This is a genomic window from Streptococcus dentasini (genome assembly GCF_053206945.1).
This window is the reverse complement of record NZ_JBRUHS010000010.1, coordinates 77,925-99,542: the sequence shown is the minus strand read 5'-3', so window position 1 is coordinate 99,542 and position 21,618 is coordinate 77,925. Positions and strand designations below refer to the sequence as shown.

Here is a 21,618-nt window from a genome sequence, read left to right as displayed (position 1 = left end):
AATAGGAGGTTTGACGAAGACGCTTGCGTCTAGGAAAAAAGCTATCTTTTTTGCACAATCTGCAGCCCGAGTTCGATTTACAAGATACTAAGGGCGACCGCAGATAAAGCAAAAATAGGAGGTTTGACGAAGACGCTTGCGTCTAGGAAAAAAGCTATCTTTTTTGCACAATCTGCAGCCCGAGTTCGATTTACAAGATACTAAGGGCGACCGCAGATAAAGCAAAAATAGGAGGTTTGATGAAGACGCTTGCGTTTAGGAAAAAATCTATCTTTTTGACCCTATCTGCTGCTTGTGCGTCCATTCTAAATTATAAATCTTGTTTGAGAGTGGGACTCAATCGGTAAATCATGATGAAATTGCGATTTTGAATTTCCTCGCTCTCTTATTTTAAGGCCCGGGCCTCTGCCACTTTCCTGTTTTTAGGCGGCAGGATTTGGCAGTCTATCCCCAGACAGCCAAACTCCACCGGAGCATTTCAATCCCACCTTTGCATAGTTGATCTTGGTTTTCTCAAACAGTCCAGTGAACTGTTTAAGAGGGGATCTGAAAATGGATCTATGCCCTAAGATAAGGACGTTCAATCAATTACTGCGTCAAACTGTCATATCTCAAATAATTTATGGCGGCAGGATTTTTGTCTCAGCCCCAAAGTTGAAAATGAGGACCAGACTGGTAGGTAGCTTTTACAGTGACAGAGTCTTAAAGGAAGCCATGTATCTGTTTGCAAAAGGTGTGTAATTTTAAGCCGATTGCAAACACATAAAAACCAGTCAGCTTCTTATTTAAAGGTGACTGGTTCTACCTATATTATTATGATCGTTTTTGAGTGTTAAAGGAATATTTCCGCCAGCTGTCTAGCAACCCCGTCTTCATCGTTGCTGTATTTTGTTATAAAATTTGCAAAAGGCAAGAGGGTATTACTGGCGTTTTTCATAGCATATCCTGTACCAGCAAAAGCCAGCATTTCTGTATCATTGTGTTCGTCACCAAAAGCGATAAGATTCTGTTTATCTTTGCGCAACCGTTCCAGCAAGTGCTTTAGGGCAAAGGCCTTGTTTACTCCTTTAGGTGAAAATTCTAAGATATTGAGCGGTCCTCCCCAAGAGTCAACCTCTACTTCGTTTTTAAAGTGCTGCTGAATTTGATCTGCCAGCAGGTATTTGTCCTCAGCATGAGTCTGCATAAGCAAAGCATTAGGATCCCGTGTAATTTTTTCAGGAATTAAGGCCATTTGGTCAGTAATCTTAGGAACACCGAAAATTTCTGGCGGGATCAATTGACGATTCTCCATTGTAATATAGAAGTTTTTGCGGTATTCACTGGCTAAGAAGTCTGTCTCAAAGGCGTCATAATTAGCAAGGGCTTCAAATAAGTAGTCCTTGTCTATCCTCATATTCAACTCGCCTGACCATTTCTTTTCAGGAATGTGGGTCAGTGCACCATTGAAATTGATCATAGGTCCTGTGAGTTCGAGTTGCCGATAGGCCTCTTGTGCCATGCGGTAGGGACGTCCTGTCACAATAATAATCTGGTGTCCCAGTGCTTTAATCTTTTTTAATGTATCTAAGGTATACTTCGAGATAGTATTGTCGCTGCGCAACAAGGTACCATCTAAGTCCAATGCAATAATTTTCTGAGTCATATTTCCTATTATAACAGAAAAAAATAAGGAATCTAACAAGAGGAGCTATCTGGGGGGATCGATAGGTAATGAAAGATAAAATATAAAAGCGATTGATTTTAATTTTTAGCACTAGAAAGTGAACTAAATTTAGCTTGTTTCGGCTGTTTTTGGATAAATAGAGTTGTTTTCCGAACGATTATAGGGTATAATCAAATTATTGTTCTTTAAAATTAAGGATGATGAAGTATAAGAAAGGAATGCTTCCATAAAATGGAAAAATTTTTTAAACTGCAGGAACGCGGAACAGACCTCCGCACAGAGATCATGGCAGGGCTAACTACCTTCTTTGCCATGTCCTATATTTTATTTGTCAATCCAGCCATGCTAAGTCAGACAGGAATGCCCCAGCAGGGTGTTTTCCTAGCAACGATTATTGGAGCAGTTGCAGGAACACTCATGATGGCCTTTTATGCCAATCTGCCTTATGCTCAAGCACCTGGTATGGGACTTAATGCTTTCTTTACCTATACAGTTGTCTTCTCATTGGGCTACAGTTGGCAGGAAGCTTTAGCTATGGTCTTCCTTTGTGGAGTTATTTCGCTGATCATCACGGTCACCAAGGTTCGTAAGATGATTATTGAATTTATTCCAGCAACCCTTAAATCAGCTATTTCAGCTGGTATTGGTATCTTTTTAGCCTATGTTGGTATCAAAAATGCCGGCTTTCTCCACTTTGCTATCGATCCTCACACGTATACAGTGTCAGGTAAAGGAGCTGGCAAAGCCGCCGCCTCTATTACTGCAGATGCTTCAGCAACACCAGGCTTAGTGCCTTTTAATAATCCGGCTGTTCTTCTTGCGCTCATTGGTTTAGCTATCACAATTATCCTCATCGTTAAAGGAATTCGTGGTGGAGTCATTATTTCCATTGCCTTAACCACCCTTGTCGGAATTCTCCTAGGGGTCGTTAAACTTGGGGCGATTGATTGGCAGGCAACAAGTCTAACCGCCTCCTTTCACGACTTGAAAAGTATCTTTGGAGTAGCTCTTGGCAGTCAGGGACTGGGTTCTCTTTTTTCCACTCCTTCGCAGATTCCAGGTGTCCTCATGGCAATTTTAGCCTTTTCTCTGACTGATATTTTTGATACAATCGGTACTTTAATTGGTACAGGTGAAAAGGTTGGGATTGTAGCAACTACCGGTGAAAACAAGGAGTCAGCAGGGCTAGATCGTGCTTTATTTTCAGATTTGGTAGGGACATCAGTTGGTGCAATCGCTGGAACCTCCAATGTAACGACTTACGTTGAATCAGCAGCAGGCATTGGTGCAGGTGGACGAACAGGCCTGACTGCCTTGGTTGTGGCGATTCTCTTTGCCGTTTCTAGTATCTTTAGTCCTTTGGTATCTATTGTACCAACACAGGCTACCGCTCCGATTTTGATTATTGTTGGGATCATGATGCTATCTAATCTGAAAAATGTCCAATGGGATGAGCTCTCAGAAGCTGTACCTGCCTTCTTTACGTCCATCTTTATGGGATTTGCTTATAGTATTACTTATGGCATTGCTGCTGGTTTTATCACCTACACTCTGGTAAAAATTATCAAGGGAGAAGCCAAGGATATTCATGCCATTCTCTGGATTTTGGATCTTCTCTTTATACTGAACTTCATAAGCTTAGCAATTCTTTAGTTTCTCTTGCAAAAAGGCTGTTGCGGCAGTCTTTTTTGCAGAACAAAAGACCAGATGGGCAGAAAAAATTGGACGGAAACTGCTTTTTTGATATAATGGCTTTATGTTGTATAGTCATAGTGAAGATGAGCTAATAGCTATTGGAATTAAAATCGGACAAGCTCTACAGGCACAAGATATTCTTGTGCTGAAGGGGGAACTCGGAGCCGGTAAGACCACGCTGACTAAGGGAATTGCTAAAGCATTAGGGATTGATCAAATGATTAAAAGTCCGACCTACACGATTGTGCGCGAGTACGAAGGAAGACTCCCGCTCTACCATCTGGATGTTTATCGCATTGGGGATGATCCGGATTCTATTGACTTAGATGATTTTCTCTTTGGTAATGGAGTAACTGTTATTGAATGGGGAGAGCTTCTAGCCGGTAGCCTACCGGCTGACTATTTAGAAATAGTCATTGCTCTAACTAATGATGGTCGTCAGGTCTCTCTTAGGGGGACTGGACAGCGTTCCCGTGACTTAGTGGAGAAGCTTAATGACTAGCCAAGAGATTGTTTTTGAAGAGGCCAGAGCTCAGGAAGCTGTTTATGTGAGTCAATTTTTAAATGAGCTTACAGCGGAGACTGACTTGATTATTAAGGATAGGCCTAGTCTGGCACCAGAACAAATGGCAGAATTCTTATTGAAACAGTCTAAAAGTGCGCGTGATATTTGCCTGCTTGCCAAGTCAGGAAGCCAGGTTCTTGGCCTCTTGAATTTGGTCAGCTTTCAGATGGCAACAGGTGGTTGGTCAGGTGATCTATTCCTAGCTGTTGCTAAAGATTATCGCGGCTATGGTCTAGGTCAGACCCTGCTGGAGTTAGTCTTAGATTGGGCGCAGGAAACTCAATTATTGGAACAGTTAGAATTGACTGTTCAGGTTAGAAATAAGCCTGCTCTTCATCTTTACCGAAAGTTTGGTTTTGAGATTGTCAGCAGACAGAAGGCTGCTGTGCTAAGTAGAGATAATCAGTATCTTGATATCTACTCTATGAGTAGAGCACTATAGTAAGGATAGATATGAAACTAGGAAGAAAAATTTTTTTAATGTTATCTGCCATTATCGTGACAACAGTTGTTGCAGGTCTTGCTTATGGCGGGAGTGCCCTTAGCTTTTCTAATAATCAATTAGCCAAGACCTTTAAGCAGTACGGAGCATCCAGCAATGCCATCGAGCAGACTGAGCCTTTCTCGATTTTGCTCATGGGGGTGGATACCGGTGATTCTCAGCGTAAGGAAACATGGGAAGGTAACAGTGATACTATGATTCTGGTCACCGTTAATCCTAAAACAAAGAAGACCACCATGACTAGTTTGGAGCGCGATGTTTTAGTTAACATGTCTGGAGACTCAGATTCTGAAAATCAGGCTAAATTAAATGCAGCTTATGCTAGTGGTGGTACCAAGAAATCCTTATCGGTCATTGGGGATCTCCTTGATATTAATATTGACTATTATATGCAGGTCAATATGCAGGGGTTGGTTGATTTGGTTGATGCCGTTGGTGGTATTAAAGTTACTAATAATTTTGATTTTCCCATCTCTATTGCTGAAAATGAACCTGAGTACACAGCAACTGTTGAACCAGGAACCCACCATATTAATGGTCAGCAGGCTCTGGTTTATGCTCGGATGCGTTATGATGATCCTGAAGGCGATTATGGCCGTCAAAAGCGCCAGCGGGAAGTTATCCAAAAGGTTGTTGCCAAATTGCTCAATATGGGCAGCAGCGTTAGTAATTATCAAAAAATCCTCAAAGCTGTTAGTAAAAATATGCAGACAGACATTGACTTATCCTCCAACAACCTAACCAACCTTCTAGGCTACAAAGACGCTATTAGCAATGTCAAAACCTACCAGCTTAAAGGGACAGATGCTATGATTGACGGTGGTTCTTACCAGTTGGCGGATGCTGATGGTATTCTTAAGATTCAAAATCGCATTAAAAAGGAATTAGGATTGAAAAAAGGAACAGCTTCTAATTTAAAAACGAATGCAGTTCTCTATGAAGACATCTATGGTGATGGCAGCTTTTCTTCAGACGCTAGCTCTGACAGTGGTTATAGCGATTATGGTAGTGGTAGCAGCTATAGTGACGGTGGCTATGCCCCAGGAGCTGGTTCTAGCGGCGGTGATACGGGCGGCGCAGTAGGCGGATATGGCAATGATGTGGGTGCTTATAGTAATTCTGGTGAAGCAGGCTCCAATGGTAACTATGGTAGCAATAGTATCCCTAGCTATTAATGGTAACCTGCGGCCGGTTACGACGTGAGCAGAAATTTCATGATCAATCCAATCTAGTGAGGGACTAAAGAAGCCAGTGATGGTTGCTATTAGTAAATGAGATGCTTCGCTGTTTTTATGACTTCAAAGCAGCGACAAAATAAGCTTTCCCTAGATAACCTTTTAGCCACTTTAACTTCACCACCTTGTCTCATTTGATTTTGGTATAAAAAAGGCCAGCTCGACAGTGATGCAGAGTTGGTCTTTTGAGATAGGATAAAAATTGCTTTTTTAGAGCTTATGACTGATGGATAAGCAAGCAGCTCGAGACTGAGTAAAGTGGCAGGAGAAAGCAGTTTAGAAGCCGTTTATAAGACCTTGTTCAAGCTGCTCGCAAATATATTTAGGACTAATAAAAGCTCTTTAATCATTATTGCCTTGCCATTTATTCATCCGTTGCTGGATCTCATGCAGACGTCCCTCGGCCTCCTGCTCAAAAATATTGAACTGGTAAGTCAGATCTGTCTTATGGTTTTTAATCTGTTTCAGCTCTTGCTGAATAATTTGTAAATTATCTTTGATATTGGTGACATCGGTCTGAGCTTTTTCCCAGATTTGAGCAGCTTCTATGAGAGTTCTTCTAATGGTATAGCGATGATAGTAGGCTTGATAAGTACCGTAGCCAGCTAGGCCCGAGAGTAAAAAGGTTTTCAGTCTCATTTAGTCACCTCATTTGCAATCGCTTGAGCCAGCTGCCCTAGTGCTTCAAAATCAGGTTCATGTTCAGTAAAGGTAATACCAATTTCATCTTGGTTGCTGTAACGAGGGATAATATGAACATGAGCGTGAAAGACACTCTGACCGGCGATTTCCTCATTATTATTGAGAATATTCAGCCCCTTAGCTCCTGTAGCAGTTTTAACAGCGCGTGCCAATTTTGGCAAGCGTTTAAATAAATCCGTCGCCACCTGCTCAGACATATCAAGCATATTTCGAACATGCTTTTTTGGAATAACCAAGGTGTGTCCCTTGGTCGTCTGCGAAATGTCCAGAAAGGCCAGAACCTTATCATCTTCATAAATCTTTGATGATGGGATTTCTCCCGCAATAATTTGGCAAAAAATACACTTGTCCATTTTAAATCCTCTCAATCTATAAGTACGTAAACTAGGCAGCTGCAGCAAAAGAAAATATTGCCTTAAGGTGGCAGAACCATTTTGCAGCCCTTTAGTCTCCAATTTGTTCATCAAATGATGTTTTTGTTATAATGATTATATCAAAAATTAGAGAGAACACTATGCTGAAAATAGAGAAGATGACAGGCGGTTACTTCAATCTGCCTGTCCTTAAGGAAATTTCTTTTGATGTACCGGATGGTCAATTGATTGGTCTGATCGGCCTCAATGGTGCTGGGAAATCAACAACTATTAAAGAAATTATCGGCCTTTTAACCCCTTATCAAGGTAGCGTCACGATTGATGGTTTGAGCCTGAATCAGGATCAGGCAGCCTACCGTCGAAAAATTGGCTTTATCCCTGAGACCCCCAGTCTGTATGAGGAACTGACCCTAAAGGAACATTTGGAAACGGTTGCTATGGCTTATGATATTCCGACTGACCAAGCGATGGAAAGAGCTGAGAAGCTTTTGGACCTCTTTCGTCTCACTGATAAGTTAGATTGGTTTCCAGTGAACTTTTCTAAAGGAATGAAGCAGAAGGTTATGATTATCTGCGCGCTTATTGTTAAACCGCGTCTACTGATTGTTGATGAACCCTTTCTTGGGTTGGACCCTGTGGCTATCAATGATTTAACTGATTTGTTAGCAGAAGAAAAGGCTAGGGGGACAGCCATCTTAATGTCTACCCATGTCCTAGACTCCGCTGAGAAAATGTGTGACTCCTTCGTTATTCTTCATCAAGGACAGATTCGTGCACAGGGGACTTTGGCAGATTTGCGGAAGAATTTTGGTCAAGATGGTGCTAGTCTCAATGATATCTACATGACATTGACAAAAGAGGTTTAGGATGAAGGATATATTTGCCAAACGTCGCTTTGACTTTAACCAACAATGCATCAAGTACCTACGTTATGTCTTCAATGATCATTTTGTTATCGTATTGTTTGTTCTTTTGGGCTTTCTTTTGGTCCAATACAGTAACCTCCTGCAGCACTTCCCTAAAAATCACTGGCCTATTCTGGTAGGATTAGGCGTATCCAGTGTATTGCTGCTGTGGTCAGGAAGAATAGCGACCTATCTAGAGCCAGCTGACCAGATTTTTTACCTACCTAAGGAGAAACAAATAGTTGGTCATATCAGGCAGGCTAGGCTACGCTCCTTTATACTTTGGGGGAGCGTGCAGACACTGTTTTTAGTACTCCTAGCTCCTCTTTTTCTAGCCTTAGGTTTTTCTAAACTAAGCTTTAGCATTTTCTTGATTCTCATGTTGCTGATCAAGGCAATCGTTCTAGTTTTCAAAAGCCGGAAATTAGTCAATCAAAATCGCCTCAATTGGACCGAAGCCATCCAGCAGGAGCAGGGACGTCGCCAGTCTATCCTTAAGTTTTACTCTCTTTTTACTAGGGTCAAGGGAATTTCCAGTCTAACAAAACGCCGTGCTTATCTAGATGGGCTGCTGGCTCGGCTACCCCGAAAGCACAGCAGTCTCTGGTCCAATCTCTACCTGAGAGCTTACCTACGCAGCGGTGATTACTTAGGACTTAGTCTACGTTTGCTGGTTCTCAGCCTTCTTAGTATAGGATTTATCCGAACAGGACTGATAGGGGTTGTTCTGTCACTTCTTTTCAATTATCTGTTACTCTTTCAATTATTGGCCCTCGCCAACCACTATGACTATCAGTATCTTACCCAGTTATTTCCCTTAAAAGCTGGATTGCAAAAGCGTAATTTCAAGCAAGTTTTGAGAGGAATCCTTTATGTCATTTCTTTGATAGAAGTACTTATTTTTCTAACTTTTGCTTTTTCTTGGCAAGGGTTAGTGCTCTTGTGTGGGCTGACCCTCTTCTTGGTAGAACTTTACTTGCCTTATAAGCTGAAGAAGATGATTGACGAGGCTTGATAAAACAAGTAAAATAAGAAGACAATTAAGGCATCGAAATAAGCATTAATAGAAAGGGAGCTATTGTGACAACTACAGATTCAGATTTAACTTTAAAACCCTTGCGCGGTAAAAGCGGCAAGGCCTATGTTGGGACTTATCCCAATGGCGACCGCGTTTTCGTCAAAATGAATACAACACCAATCTTGGCTGCTCTGGCTAAGGAACAAATTGCCCCCCAGCTTCTATGGGCTAAGCGGATGTCGAATGGTGATGTTATGAGTGCACAAGAATGGCTGAATGGTCGCATTCTTAATAAGCAAGACATGGGCAGTAAACAAATCATCCAGATTCTTTTGCGTATGCACCGGTCAAGAACCTTGGTTAACCAGCTTTCCCAGCTTAACTATAAAATTGAGACGCCGAGAGATTTAGTCATTGATTGGGAAAACAATGTACCTGAGCAGCTGCGAGCGAATTCTTTTCTCCAGTCTATTGCTCAAGAACTCAAGGATAATTTGCCTGAGTTTGACCCTGAAAAAGCAACAATTGTCCATGGTGATTTACGCCACAGCAATTGGGTCATTACGACCGGTGGTTTAATCTATCTTGTCGACTGGGATTCTGTGCGCCTGACTGACCGTATGTACGATGTTGCTTACATGCTCAGCCACTATATTCCTTATACTCACTGGAGTGAATGGCTCAGCTACTATGGCTATAAAAATAATGACCTCGTCATGAAAAAAGTAGCCTGGTTCGGACAGCTGTCCTATTTGACCCAAGTACTCAAGTGTTATGATGAAAATGATATGGAGCATGTTAATCAAGAAATTTACGATTTGCGCAAGTTTCGCGAGATAGTTGGTAAAAAGTAAAATGCGAGTAAGAAGACGTAAGGGTGCCGAGGAGCATCTCGCTAATAATCCTCAGATTGTTGTTTTAAGACCTCAGGATGCCAAGGGAAACTGGCATAAAATTTTTGGCAATGTTAATCCCATCCACATTGAGGTAGGCTCAGGCAAGGGAGCTTTTATTGCAGGCATGGCGGCTGCTCACCCTGATATTAACTACATTGGAATTGATATTCAAGTATCAGTTCTCAGCCATGCCTTGGACAAGGTATTAGAGAGCAGGGCGGACAATATTCGCTTACTGCGAGTCGATGGCTCCAGCTTAACTAATTATTTTGATGAGGAAGAAATTGACCTCCTTTACCTCAATTTTTCTGATCCTTGGCCCAAGAAAAAGCATGAAAAGCGCCGTCTAACCTATAAGAATTTTTTGGATTCCTACAAGCAGATTTTACCACCACATGGCGAGATTCATTTTAAAACAGATAATCGTGGATTATTTGAGTATAGTCTCGCTAGCTTTTCGCAGTATGGCATGACCTTGCAAAAGGTTTGGCTGGATTTGCATGCCAGCAATTTTGAGGGAAATATAATGACTGAATATGAAGAAAAATTTTCTCAAAAAGGTCAGACTATCTATCGAGTTGAGGCTAGGTTTTAAAAAGTTTTTATGTTATAATGTCATTTGTGTGACATTTATAATGGAGAAGTCGCATAGTGGCCGAGTGCGCACGCTTGGAAAGCGTGTAGTCCTTAACGGGGCTCGGGGGTTCGAATCCCCTCTTCTCCTTGTTTTTAAGATACGCCAGTGGCTTGTTATCTAAGTGCGGAGCACTTGATAACAAGGGTCAATCACTAGAGTGAATTAGAATTAGATTTCCCCTCTTGCTAACTCCGTTTGGTTAATAAGAGTGGCTATCCAAATTTCGTGTTGCTACAGTTCTAAAAATAAAAAACGATTGGAATTTTAAGGGTCTAATGTCGTTTGTCTGAAAGCGAGGCGCCCCACCTAATGTTGAGCTTTTGGGCTGACTTTAGATAACAAGAGGCAAGGAAGCCAGCGGATACAGTCAAAATGGAGATGTTAATGCAGAGCCTCCAAAAGCTCTAAGAATAGTAATTTTAGAGAAGTTAGTCTGCGTTTGAATACCCAGTAAGAGAAAGTGATATCCTTTCTATTTAAAATTGAGCAGCCAGATATAGGGCCGTTGCGCTATCAGCATTCTACGGGCCCCTGAGATAATAGATGAGAGATCTAGATATTATCAGATTAATCCTGCTGCAGAAGCAGGTTTTGCTGTGAGATTTGAAAAAATTGGTTAAATATGGGCCTAAAGTGCATATTATCCTTGCAATCAAGGGGTTAACATGCTATACTATGCTCAAGAATACGAAAAGAAGGAGGCGGAGTTATGACTTCGCCTCTTATGTATTGATTTTGTTTTCCTTTGAAAACTAGAAAGAAGAGGAAGTTACTATCGCCAATCAAACTATTGTAGATACCGTGAGTGACTTGGTTAAGCCAGTCATTCCTGAGCCTTTTGAACTGGTTGATGTGGTCTATGAAAAAATGGGTTCTGATTATGTTCTATCTATCTTGGTAGATAAGCCTGAAGGAATCACTGTAGATGACACGGCTGCCTTGACCGATATTATCAGTCCCCTACTGGATACGATCAAACCAGATCCCTTTCCCAACCAGTATATGCTAGAGATCTCCAGCCCTGGCTTAGAGCGCCCTCTTAAGACCGCTGACAGTCTCAAGAGTGTTATTGGTTCTTATATCAATGTCAGTCTTTACAAAGCCATTGATAAAGTAAAAATTTTTGAAGGGGATTTAATTGCTTTTGACGGTGAAACTCTGACGATAACTTATATGGATAAGACTAGGCAAAAGACAGTCGAGATTCCTTATCAGACAGTGGCCAAGGCTAGGATGGCTGTTAGGCTTTAGGCTTAAAAGTGTTGAACCAACTATAAACGCGTTAAATTATACAACTAGAAAGGATAAGAGCTCGGCTAAAACAGCGAGCAACTATTGTTATGAGCAAAGAAATGCTAGAAGCCTTCCGTATTCTGGAAGAAGAAAAACATATTGATAAAAAAGATATTATCGACGCCGTCACAGAGTCATTGAAATCAGCCTATAAACGTCGCTATGGTCAGTCCGAGAGCTGTGAAGTAGAGTATAATGAAAAAACCGGTGATTTCCAAGTCTACAGTGTCCGCGAAGTCGTTGAAGAAGTCTTTGACAGCCGCTTGGAAATCAGTCTTGCCGAAGCTTTAAAGATTAGCTCTGCTTATGAACTAGGCGATAAAATTCGCTTTGAAGAATCTGTAAAGGAATTTGGACGTGTAGCTGCCCAGTCAGCTAAGCAAACCATCATGGAGAAAATGCGCCGTCAAATGCGTGAGATCACTTACAGTGAGTATAAAGAGCATGAAGGTGAAATTATGACAGGTACGGTTGAACGTTTTGACCAGCGTTTCATCTATGTCAATCTTGGTTCGATTGAAGCCCAATTATCTCATCAGGACCAAATTCCGGGCGAAACTTTCAAATCTCACGACCGCATTGAGGTTTACGTTTACAAGGTTGAGAATAATCCGCGCGGTGTTAACGTTTTTGTAAGTCGTAGCCATCCCCAATTCATCAAACGCATCATGGAACAAGAAATTCCCGAGGTTTTCGACGGTACTGTCGAAATCATGAATGTCTCTCGCGAAGCAGGTGACCGTACCAAGGTTGCTGTCCGCAGTCACAATTCCAATGTTGATGCTATCGGTACCATCGTAGGTCGCGGTGGTGCTAATATCAAAAAGGTTATTAGTAAATTTCACCCAGTTCGTGTGGATACTAAGACAGGACTCGAAATTCCAGTGGAAGAAAACATTGATGTGATTCAGTGGGAAGAAGATCCAGCAGAATTTATCTATAATGCTATCGCCCCTGCTGAGGTGGACTATGTGATCTTCGATGATGAAAACAGCAAGCATGCCACTGTTGTGGTTCCTGATAGCAAACTGTCACTAGCAATCGGACGTCGTGGACAAAATGTCCGCTTGGCTGCCCACCTAACTGGTTACCGTATTGATATCAAGTCAGCCAGTGAGTACGAAGCAATGGAAGCTGAAAGTGAACAAACAGAAGAACTTTATAATCTTGATGCAGATTCTCTACTTTCGGATGGTGAAAGTTCGGCAGAAGATCTGTCAGCTGAAACTGCTGCTCCAGTTGAAGTGATCGAAGAAGATCTATCGGCCGAAGAGCTGGAATAGGGATAGCTAAGGGATACAGATTAAAAAGTAAAGGAAGGTGTTTTATGCCAAAAACAAGAAAAATACCTTTGCGAAAGTCAGTTGTTTCAGGGGAAGTTATCGATAAGCGGGATCTCCTTCGTATTGTTAAAAATAAGGAAGGAAAAGTTTTTATCGACCCGACAGGCAAACAAAACGGCCGTGGAGCCTATATTAAACTGGACAATGAAGAAGCCCAGTTAGCTAAGAAAAAGCGAGTCTTTAACCACAGTTTTTCTATGGCCGTTTCTGAGGAATTCTACGATGAATTGATTGCTTATGTAGATCACAAAGTCAAAAGAAGAGAGTTGGGCCTTGAATAAGCTAGAAAAATTAACGAACTTAGTTGGGATAGCTCAACGGGCTGGCTGTATTATCTCAGGTGAGGAACTAGTTATCAAAGCGATGCAGAAGCACCAGACTAGACTAGTTTTTCTAGCTAATGACGCTGCCCCCAATCTTGAGAAGAAAATAACTGATAAATGTCACTACTACGATATAGAATTCTCCACAGTGTTTTCAGCACTGGAATTAAGCGTTGCTATCGGCCGTTCTCGTAAGGTTTTGGCCATCACAGACGCTGGATTTGCAAAGAAAATGAGGACTCTTATGGATTAAAGAATAGGAGGACAAGATTTGTCTAAGAAAAGATTATATGAAATTGCCAAGGAACTTGGCAAACCAAGTAAAGAGGTTGTTGAAAAAGCCAAAAGCTTGGGTTTGGATGTTAAGAGCCATTCCTCAAGTTTAGAAGAGGCGGATGCCCAACGCTTGACCAGCAGTTTTACCTCATCGGCTCCCAAAAGTGTAGCCCAGCAAGCTGCTTCAACTCAACCAGCTGCAGCAAAAGCTGATGACAAAGAAACCGCTGCAGAGAAGTCAGCGCAAGCGACGACCGCACCAGAAGCTCAAAGACTTGCTACTAAAACAGCTCAGGACAAGAGCGTTTCTAAACCTGCTGCCAAGCCTAAAATCCGTAATTTCAAGGCTGAGCGTGAAGCTAGAGCAAAAGCAGAGGCAGAGCGCCGCCAAAACAAACAAAACGGCCGCAACAAAAACAATCGCCGTGATAGTCAAGACAATGAACGCCGCCGTGACAATCGTCAGGGAAATCGCGAAAATAACAATCGTCGCGATAATAATCGTAAGCAGCAAAATCAAGGGCCGCGTATCGACTTCAAAGCTAGAGCTGCTGCCTTAAAAGCTGAGCAAAATGCAGAGTACTCGCGAGAAAGCGAGAATCGATTCCGTCAGGAACAGGAAAATAAGCAGCGAGTGGCTCAACAACAAGAGCAGGCTCGTCAAAGGAGACAGGCCAAAGAGGAAGCTTCTGCAATCGTAGCTCCTCCCATTCAGGCTAGTCCAGCTCCTGCTGCTGTGACTAAGCCGGCTCCTGCCAAGGATAACCGCCGTAAGAAGGGAAATCGGCCTGATAAATCGCGCGATTTTGCTAGCGAGAATGAAGACGGACCAAAGTCAAATAAAAATAAAAAGTGGAATAATCAAAACCAAGTGAGAAATCAACGAAACAGCAACTGGAACACTAATAAGAAAAATAAAAAAGGTAAGAATAACCGCAATAACAATACGGCTCCTAAGCCAGTAACAGAGCGGAAATTCCACGAATTGCCTAAGGAACTTGAGTATACAGAAGGGATGACTGTTGCAGACATCGCTAAACGTATTAAGCGTGAACCAGCTGAAATTGTCAAGAAGCTCTTCATGATGGGCGTAATGGCTACTCAAAATCAATCTTTGGATGGTGATACTATCGAGCTACTGATGGTTGATTATGGCATCGAGCCGAAGAAAAAGATTGAAGTGGATGATGCAGATATTGAGCGTTTCTTTGTTGAAGAAGATTACCTCAATGAAGATCAGATGGTCGAACGGGCTCCTGTTGTGACTATTATGGGACACGTTGACCATGGTAAAACAACCTTGCTTGATACCCTGCGTAATTCACGTGTTGCTACAGGCGAAGCCGGTGGAATCACCCAGCATATCGGTGCTTATCAGATCGAAGCTGGTGGCAAGAAGATTACCTTCTTGGATACACCGGGACATGCTGCCTTTACTAGTATGCGGGCACGCGGTGCTTCTGTTACTGATATTACTATTTTGATTGTGGCAGCTGATGATGGTGTCATGCCGCAGACCATCGAAGCCATCAACCATTCCAAGGCTGCTGGAGTACCAATTATCGTTGCCATTAACAAGATTGATAAGCCAGGTGCCAATCCTGAGCGCGTTATTGGGGAATTAGCTGAGCATGGTGTCATTTCTACGGCTTGGGGTGGTGATTCTGAATTTGTTGAAATTTCAGCGAAATTCAATAAAAATATTGATGAACTTTTGGAAACAGTACTCCTCGTTGCTGAAATTCAAGAGCTGAAGGCTGATCCGACAGTTCGCGCTATCGGTACGGTGATCGAAGCGCGTTTGGATAAAGGAAAAGGTGCTGTTGCCACCCTTCTGGTTCAGCAAGGAACGCTACATGTGCAAGATCCGATCGTTGTTGGTAATACGTTCGGTCGAGTTCGCGCTATGGCTAATGACTTAGGCCGCCGTGTCAAGTCTGCCCTGCCTTCTACACCAGTTTCTATCACTGGTCTTAACGAAGCACCGATGGCTGGTGATCATTTCGCCGTCTATGCAGATGAAAAAGCTGCCCGTGCAGCTGGAGAAGAGCGTGCCAAGCGTGCCCTGCTTAAGCAACGTCAAGTTAATCATCGCGTTAGTCTGGAAAATCTCTTTGATACTCTTAAAGACAGTGAAGTTAAATCTGTTAATGTGATCATCAAAGCAGATGTTCAAGGATCTGTTGAAGCCCTCGCCTCGTCACTGCAAAAGATTGAAGTTGAGGGAGCTAAGGTAACGATTGTCCATTCGGCTGTCGGTGCTATCAACGAGTCGGATATTACATTGGCAGAGGCGTCTGATGCCGTCGTTATCGGATTTAATGTCCGTCCAACACCGCAGGCGCGTATGCAGGCAGAAAGTGATGAAGTTGAAATCCGTCTCCACAGCATCATCTACAAGGTAATTGAAGAAATTGAAGATGCCATGAAAGGCATGCTGGATCCTGAATATGAAGAAAGAATTATGGGAGAAGCGATCATTCGTGAAACCTTTAAAGTCTCTAAGGTTGGTACCATTGGTGGCTTTATGGTGACGAGCGGTAAAGTCACCCGCGAGTCCAGTGTGCGTGTGATTCGTGATGGTGTCGTTATTTACGATGGTAAATTAGCCAGTCTTCGTCACTTTAAGGATGATGTCAAAGAAGTTGGCAATGCCCAAGAAGGTGGTCTCATGATTGAAGGATATAATGATATCAAAGTTGATGACACCATTGAAGCCTATATCATGGAAGAAATTGAGCGCTAAGCCTCCAATCATTTAGAGAAAGGAGTGGGCACATGGCTAATTCATTTCGTACCGATCGGGTAGGTATGGAAATCAAACGTGAGGTCAATGAAGTTTTGCAAAAGAAAGTACGGGATCCCCGTGTCTCTGGTGTAACCATCACTGATGTCCAAATGCTGGGAGATTTATCTATGGCCAAGGTCTACTACACCATTATGAGTGATCTAGCTTCGGATAATCAAAAGGCCCAAACTGGTCTGGAAAAAGCCAAGGGAACCATTAAGCGGGAACTTGGTAAGAACCTCCAAATGTATAAAATCCCAGATCTAACCTTTATCAAGGATGAATCTATCGCTTATGGGAATAAGATCGATCAGATGCTGCGCGATCTGGAGAAAAAAGGTTAAGCAAAAAAGTTTTGGGATAATTTTCCACGATGGCTTGGCCTCAGCCACAAAAGCATGTAATCCACAAAATTACGCATAAAAAATGATAAACTCCCCTCGTAGTGGACGGTGAAAAAACAAAAATTTCACTAGTATCCGCATCTATGAAGGGAGTTTTTGCGGTTTAAAGCATCAAATCGGTGGAAAAACTATCCCGGCTTTTAATTTTTAAGCACTCGGTTTAGAAGAGATAAGAGCAAAAGGTTGTTTTACCAGACTAAATTGTTAATGATGTAGGTGTATCTTATCATGTAGATGATCAAATGAAAGAAATTTCCCAGCCTTGACGCCTAATATCCTTGAAAAGTTTATTAGTTGCTTCAAATCTAGCGTTTGAGTAACTTAGCTCGGGCGGGAAATCCTTTATCTTCAGGACAATTTAAACCATTGGCATTTTCATTTATCCTACGTTGGCAAGAGGTTCAGAGAAATAAACTTCTAGGCTGAGTTCTATATTGTAGCAAAAGGAAAATCAGCCAACCGCTATGCATTAAGGGGAGGATTAAAGTATGAAAACTGGCTGTTTTTTTCCTAGCCCTTCTCTTATCCAGCGGATGATTTGACCCGAGTCCCAAAATAGAAAGAGGAGGGAAATTGGTTTCTGGGAAATTGTGATTTTTATCCTATTCCTATTTTATAGATGATAGCATTGCTACCATGTGTTCTTGCTTTCCTATTTTCTCTGGGATGTTTGCGTGCCATTGGTAGGTTGTTGCTAATTTTTCTTTTTTAAACAAAAAAGTTTACAAACGTAAACAAATAGAGTATAATACATCTACAAACGTAAATAAAAATACTTTGAAGGAGGCTGATATGATTTCAAATGCAGAATGGGAAGTCCTGCGAGTTGTCTGGACAAAGGGGCAGGTCACCAGTAAACAGATTATCGCTGTTTTGGCTAGTAAGAAGGATTGGTCAGAATCTACTATCAAGACTTTGATCGGCCGTTTAGTTGACAAGGGCATTTTACTTAGTCGTCGCGAGGGACGCAGCTATCTTTATTGGACAGAAGTATCAGAAGACGATGCAAACCTAGCAAGTCTAAAAGGAGAGTTAGATAAGATTTGTGTCACCAAGCATGCAGACCTTCTGGGGAAATTGTTAGGAGAAACACCTATGACGGCGCAAGATATCAAGACGCTGCAGGATATCTTATCCGCTAAACAGGCTCTTACCGAGGTAACCTGCGACTGCACACCTGGCCAGTGCCGCTGTCATGAAACTGGCGCAGCCTAAAATGAGTAAGGAGGTATTTTTATGGTTAAAGAAACCTATGTTGTCGATGGAATGGTCTGTGCAGCCTGCGCCGCTACTATCGAAGGAGCTGTCAAAAAATTAAAAGGTATAGAAAGTTGCGCTGTTAATCTAACTACTGAAAAGATGGCAGTGACCTACGATCAGCAACAACTAGATGCTGATCGGATAGCAAAAGCGGTTGCAGATTCAGGTTACAGTGCTCATGTTTTTGATGAAAAGAAAGATGCCAGCCAAGAAGAGCGAGAGCTAAAGCGCCTTGCCGGTATGAAAGTCCGCTTGATTTGGTCTGCAATCTTTACCCTTCCTCTCTTATATATATCAATGGGAAGTATGGTTGGGATGCCCCTGCCGCAGATTTTAGATCATCACTCTCATCCGCTGGTTTTTGTTCTGATTCAGCTTCTATTAACAGTACCAGTTATGGTATTGGGCTGGCACTTTTACAGATCAGGATTTAAATCTCTGATCAAGGCCCATCCTAATATGGATAGCCTAGTTGCAGTAGCAACCAGCGCAGCCTTTCTTTACAGTCTTTACAGCACCTACCATGTGATTTTGGGACATCACCACCACATCCATCAACTCTACTTCGAGTCTGTTGCGGTTATTTTGACCCTGATTACTCTCGGAAAGTTTTTTGAAACTCTTTCTAAGGGGCGTACCTCTGAAGCCATTAAAAAACTCATGCACCTTTCGGCTAAAGAAGCCTTGGTGATCCGAGATAATCAGGAAATACTGCTACCTATTGAGGAGCTGGTAATTGGTGATCGCGTTTTAGTTAAACCGGGTGAAAAAATTCCAGTCGACGGTCAAATAGTGACTGGTCAATCCTCAATTGATGAGTCTATGCTGACGGGAGAATCTATCCCTGTTGAAAAAACTGTCGGTGATCAAGTTTATGGCGGGTCTATTAATAGCCAGGGAGCTTTAACCGTTCAGGCTGAAAAATTGGGCAAAGATACTCTGCTTTCACAGATTATTCAGTTAGTAGAAGAGGCGCAAGAAACCAAGGCACCGATTGCTAAAATTGCCGATCAGGTTTCAGGTATCTTCGTACCGATTGTTATGGGGATTGCCCTTGTAACAGGGCTAGTCTGGTTCTTTATCGGCGGAGAGTCCTTTACCTTCGCCCTGACTGTGGCTGTCAGTGTTTTAGTGATAGCCTGCCCTTGTGCCCTAGGGTTGGCCACACCAACCGCAATTATGGTTGGGACAGGTCTGGCAGCTGAACATGGAATCCTTTTCAAATCTGGTGATAGTCTTGAATTGGCACACCAAGTTGATACCATTGTTTTTGACAAGACAGGAACATTGACCCAAGGAAAACCAGAGTTGCTATCGCTTTACAGCTATACAAGTGATGTCAATCAAGCATCGTTGCTGACTGTTTTAGCAAGTTTAGAGGCCAATTCTAGCCACCCTATCAGTTCAGCAATTGTTGCTAAGGCTAAAGAAGATCACCTTCAGTTATTAGATGTAGAGCAGTTTGAGAACCTAGCTGGTTTTGGACTTAAAGGCCAAATCAATGGGCAAGAGTGGCTAGTTGGTAATAAAAATCTGATGGAGCAGGCCTCTATTGATCTCACCCCAGCTCGCTCTGATTTTGATTTGTTGACACAGCAAGGACAGACTCCAATCTACGCTGCCAGTCAAGGACAGTTAATGGGGTTATTAGGAGTGGCTGATCAGCTTAAGCCAGACAGTCAGGAAGCTTTGAGCCAGCTGAAAGAACGTGGCTTTGATCTTGTCATGTTAACAGGAGATAATGAACAAACAGCGCAAGCTATCGCTCAAAAAGCTGGACTTGACCACGTGATTAGTCAAGTGCTTCCTGATCAAAAAGCCCAAACGATCAGTGATTTACAAGCTCAAGGTAAAAAAGTCGCCATGGTCGGTGATGGGATCAATGATGCGCCAGCTTTAGCAACAGCCGATGTTGGCTTAGCTATGGGCGCTGGTACCGATATCGCCATTGAATCAGCTGATGTCGTGCTGATGAAGCCTGACTTAATGGACGTTGCTAAGGCCATGACGGTCAGTCAGGCGACTATTAAAGCCATTAAGGAAAATCTTTTTTGGGCTTTTATCTATAATATTTTAGCTATTCCCGTAGCCATGGGTGTGTTATACTTATTTGGAGGGCCACTTCTGAATCCTATGCTAGCAGGTCTTGCCATGAGCTTTAGCTCAGTTTCAGTAGTTCTCAATAGCCTTCGCTTAAAGTATCGAAGAGTATAAGACATGGGGAAACAACAATGGGGTACAATCACCAAAGCAGACATCATCAATCTGAAAAAGCTATTTTAGGCTCCTTTCTTCTAAATTTCGGCTTTGCGACTGCGGAGTTCATTTTTGGGACCCTCTTTAACTCCAGTGCTATCTTAGCAGATGCTGTTCATGATACCGGTGATGCCCTAGCTATCGGCTTATCTTGGTTATTTGAGAAGATTGCAACTAAAAGGTCTGATGATCGTTACACTCTGGGCTACGATCGATTTAGCCTTTTAGGAGCTATGATCACAGCAACTATCTTGATTGCTGGGTCTATTGCTGTCCTTGTAGAAAATATTCCCAAGCTTTTCCACCCCCCAATTGTCAATGCTCAGGGTATGCTTTGGCTGGGCATCATCGCCATTGCGGTGAATCTGGCGGCTCAAAATCTGCTCAGTCGGGGAAAGAGTGAACATGAGAGAATTTTAAGTCTGCACTTTTTAGAGGATACCTTGGGGTGGTTTGCAGTAATCCTTGTTTCTATCCTGCTCCATTTTACCGATTGGTATATTCTCGATCCGCTGTTATCACTGGCTATCTCTCTCTTCATTCTCAGCAAGGCCATCCCGCGCTTTGTTAAAAATATAGGGATTTTTCTTGAAGCATCCCCAAGAGATATAGATATGTTGACAATACGTCAGGCTATTGCGGACTTAGAGGAAGTTAAAGCCGTCCCCCAATTCAACATCTGGTCCATAGATGGTAGGCAGCATGTCGCCATGATTCATATTATCTTATCGGACCGGCAGGATGAAAAATTAGTCAAGGATAAGATCCATCACCTTCTGGAAAATTATCAGGTCGTACAATCGACTATCGAATGTGATGATAGTAGTTTTGAACATGACCATCATTGTCCACCTGATGAGATTGAATAATTATAGGTAAAAATCAAAAAATGACTATAGCCATAGCATCCTCGTTCCCTATTCCCCAAATAGCTTAAAGTCTCAAAACTTCACCATTGAATTTTTACAAGCTGTGCAAAGAGAAAAAACGACCACAGTTTGAGCTCTTACAGGAATAATGATGGAGTAGGGAGTATAATTTTCCTAAAATTTTTAGTAGTTCATCGTGAGGTTCTCTATTCTTTAGAGTGCTTAACGGTTTAGTGATCCGGCGTTAGGTTAGTGAAATTGACTAACCTAACGCAGTTAGTGGGAGAGATAGCTGAGCCTCTTTAGTGATTGGCATTTGCTTTCAAGTACGGAGCGCTTAGCTATCACCTCTCTGCCATATCTTATATATAAAGGAGTTTATCATGTCAAAAACGTATCAAGTATCAGGAATGAAATGTGATGGCTGCGCTAAAACAGTCACTGACAAACTGTCAGCAGTTAAAGGCGTCGAGTCAGCTACTGTTGATCTTGAAAAAAATCAAGTCACCATTGAAGGCAAAGCTTGGAAATGGTCACTGAAAAATGCTTTGAAAGGAACAAATTATCAATTAGGCAGTGAAATTTAATTCTCGTAGCAAATATTTGGCAAA

21 protein-coding genes, 1 tRNA gene and 1 pseudogene are annotated in these 21,618 nt (G+C 42.2%); 20 read left to right on the top strand and 3 right to left on the bottom strand.

Annotated features, from left to right (window positions below):
• Nucleotides 1-832 precede the first annotated feature (832 nt).
• On the bottom strand, nt 833-1,645 hold the full coding sequence (locus tag ACVR1G_RS08480; RefSeq protein ID WP_447452741.1) for a Cof-type HAD-IIB family hydrolase: 813 nt from the start codon (nt 1,643-1,645) through the stop codon (nt 833-835).
• Nucleotides 1,646-1,897: 252 nt separating this feature from the next.
• Here ACVR1G_RS08480 and ACVR1G_RS08475 point away from each other — a divergent pair, with 252 nt between their 5' ends.
• From ACVR1G_RS08475 to lytR, 4 genes are all read left to right on the top strand, one after another.
• On the top strand, nt 1,898-3,319 hold the full coding sequence (locus tag ACVR1G_RS08475; RefSeq protein ID WP_447452740.1) for an NCS2 family permease: 1,422 nt from the start codon (nt 1,898-1,900) through the stop codon (nt 3,317-3,319).
• A gap of 103 nt (nt 3,320-3,422) precedes the next feature.
• Nucleotides 3,423-3,863, top strand: a complete 441-nt coding sequence (gene tsaE, locus ACVR1G_RS08470) for a tRNA (adenosine(37)-N6)-threonylcarbamoyltransferase complex ATPase subunit type 1 TsaE (protein WP_447452739.1) — start codon at nt 3,423-3,425, stop codon at nt 3,861-3,863.
• Nucleotides 3,856-4,368, top strand: a complete 513-nt coding sequence (locus ACVR1G_RS08465) for a GNAT family N-acetyltransferase (RefSeq protein WP_447452738.1) — start codon at nt 3,856-3,858, stop codon at nt 4,366-4,368. The genes tsaE and ACVR1G_RS08465 overlap by 8 nt, the downstream gene beginning before the upstream one ends.
• Nucleotides 4,369-4,379: 11 nt before the next feature.
• Nucleotides 4,380-5,603: a glycopolymer--peptidoglycan transferase LytR gene (lytR, locus tag ACVR1G_RS08460; RefSeq protein WP_447452737.1), complete on the top strand. Its 1,224-nt coding sequence runs from the start codon at nt 4,380-4,382 to the stop codon at nt 5,601-5,603.
• Between the two features lie 402 nt (nt 5,604-6,005).
• On the opposite strand, the gene ACVR1G_RS08455 is transcribed toward lytR, so the two are convergent.
• A complete protein-coding gene (locus tag ACVR1G_RS08455; protein WP_447452736.1) occupies nt 6,006-6,302 on the bottom strand; it encodes a hypothetical protein in 297 nt (98 codons plus the stop codon).
• The gene (locus ACVR1G_RS08450) at nt 6,299-6,718 is read right to left on the bottom strand and encodes an HIT family protein (RefSeq protein ID WP_447452735.1); all 420 of its coding nucleotides are present in this window, start codon (nt 6,716-6,718) and stop codon (nt 6,299-6,301) included. Before ACVR1G_RS08450 ends, ACVR1G_RS08455 begins: the two co-directional genes overlap by 4 nt.
• Before the next feature lie 161 nt (nt 6,719-6,879).
• Here ACVR1G_RS08450 and ACVR1G_RS08445 point away from each other — a divergent pair, with 161 nt between their 5' ends.
• From ACVR1G_RS08445 to copZ, 16 genes and pseudogenes are all read left to right on the top strand, one after another.
• Nucleotides 6,880-7,605, top strand: coding sequence for an ABC transporter ATP-binding protein (locus ACVR1G_RS08445; protein ID WP_447452734.1), 726 nt, complete (start codon nt 6,880-6,882; stop codon nt 7,603-7,605).
• Between the two features lies 1 nt (nt 7,606).
• Nucleotides 7,607-8,659 carry an ABC transporter permease gene (locus ACVR1G_RS08440; protein WP_447452733.1) on the top strand — a complete coding sequence of 351 codons (1,053 nt, stop codon included), beginning with the start codon at nt 7,607-7,609 and terminating at the stop codon, nt 8,657-8,659.
• 65 nt (nt 8,660-8,724) lie between these two features.
• Nucleotides 8,725-9,516, top strand: coding sequence for a cell cycle regulator CcrZ (gene ccrZ / locus ACVR1G_RS08435; protein ID WP_447452732.1), 792 nt, complete (start codon nt 8,725-8,727; stop codon nt 9,514-9,516).
• Between the two features lies 1 nt (nt 9,517).
• Nucleotides 9,518-10,153 (top strand): tRNA (guanosine(46)-N7)-methyltransferase TrmB, encoded by a 636-nt coding sequence (trmB, locus tag ACVR1G_RS08430; protein WP_447452731.1) that lies wholly within the window; start codon nt 9,518-9,520, stop codon nt 10,151-10,153.
• Between the two features lie 42 nt (nt 10,154-10,195).
• Nucleotides 10,196-10,282 (top strand) — tRNA-Ser (locus ACVR1G_RS08425).
• Between the two features lie 687 nt (nt 10,283-10,969).
• Nucleotides 10,970-11,446: a ribosome maturation factor RimP gene (rimP, locus tag ACVR1G_RS08420; RefSeq protein WP_447452746.1), complete on the top strand. Its 477-nt coding sequence runs from the start codon at nt 10,970-10,972 to the stop codon at nt 11,444-11,446.
• Nucleotides 11,447-11,535: 89 nt separating this feature from the next.
• The gene (gene nusA, locus ACVR1G_RS08415) at nt 11,536-12,771 is read left to right on the top strand and encodes a transcription termination factor NusA (protein ID WP_447452730.1); all 1,236 of its coding nucleotides are present in this window, start codon (nt 11,536-11,538) and stop codon (nt 12,769-12,771) included.
• 44 nt (nt 12,772-12,815) lie between these two features.
• Nucleotides 12,816-13,112, top strand: coding sequence for an RNase P modulator RnpM (rnpM, locus tag ACVR1G_RS08410; protein ID WP_447452729.1), 297 nt, complete (start codon nt 12,816-12,818; stop codon nt 13,110-13,112).
• Nucleotides 13,105-13,407: a YlxQ-related RNA-binding protein gene (locus ACVR1G_RS08405; RefSeq protein ID WP_447452728.1), complete on the top strand. Its 303-nt coding sequence runs from the start codon at nt 13,105-13,107 to the stop codon at nt 13,405-13,407. Before rnpM ends, ACVR1G_RS08405 begins: the two co-directional genes overlap by 8 nt.
• 18 nt (nt 13,408-13,425) lie before the next feature.
• Nucleotides 13,426-14,089, top strand: a pseudogene (locus tag ACVR1G_RS08400) (translation initiation factor IF-2 N-terminal domain-containing protein); the annotation flags it as partial.
• Nucleotides 14,065-16,176 (top strand): translation initiation factor IF-2, encoded by a 2,112-nt coding sequence (gene infB, locus ACVR1G_RS08395; protein WP_447452745.1) that lies wholly within the window; start codon nt 14,065-14,067, stop codon nt 16,174-16,176. The pseudogene ACVR1G_RS08400 and the gene infB, both read left to right, overlap by 25 nt.
• Nucleotides 16,177-16,208: 32 nt before the next feature.
• The gene (gene rbfA / locus ACVR1G_RS08390; RefSeq protein WP_447452727.1) at nt 16,209-16,562 is read left to right on the top strand and encodes a 30S ribosome-binding factor RbfA; all 354 of its coding nucleotides are present in this window, start codon (nt 16,209-16,211) and stop codon (nt 16,560-16,562) included.
• 852 nt (nt 16,563-17,414) lie between these two features.
• Nucleotides 17,415-17,837 carry a CopY/TcrY family copper transport repressor gene (locus ACVR1G_RS08385; protein WP_447452726.1) on the top strand — a complete coding sequence of 141 codons (423 nt, stop codon included), beginning with the start codon at nt 17,415-17,417 and terminating at the stop codon, nt 17,835-17,837.
• Nucleotides 17,838-17,858: 21 nt separating this feature from the next.
• Nucleotides 17,859-20,096, top strand: coding sequence for a heavy metal translocating P-type ATPase (locus ACVR1G_RS08380; protein WP_447452725.1), 2,238 nt, complete (start codon nt 17,859-17,861; stop codon nt 20,094-20,096).
• A gap of 17 nt (nt 20,097-20,113) precedes the next feature.
• Entirely contained in the window at nt 20,114-21,007 is an 894-nt protein-coding gene (locus ACVR1G_RS08375; RefSeq protein WP_447452724.1) for a cation diffusion facilitator family transporter, read from the top strand.
• Between the two features lie 383 nt (nt 21,008-21,390).
• Nucleotides 21,391-21,594: a copper chaperone CopZ gene (gene copZ / locus ACVR1G_RS08370; RefSeq protein WP_447452723.1), complete on the top strand. Its 204-nt coding sequence runs from the start codon at nt 21,391-21,393 to the stop codon at nt 21,592-21,594.
• Nucleotides 21,595-21,618: the final 24 nt, after the last annotated feature.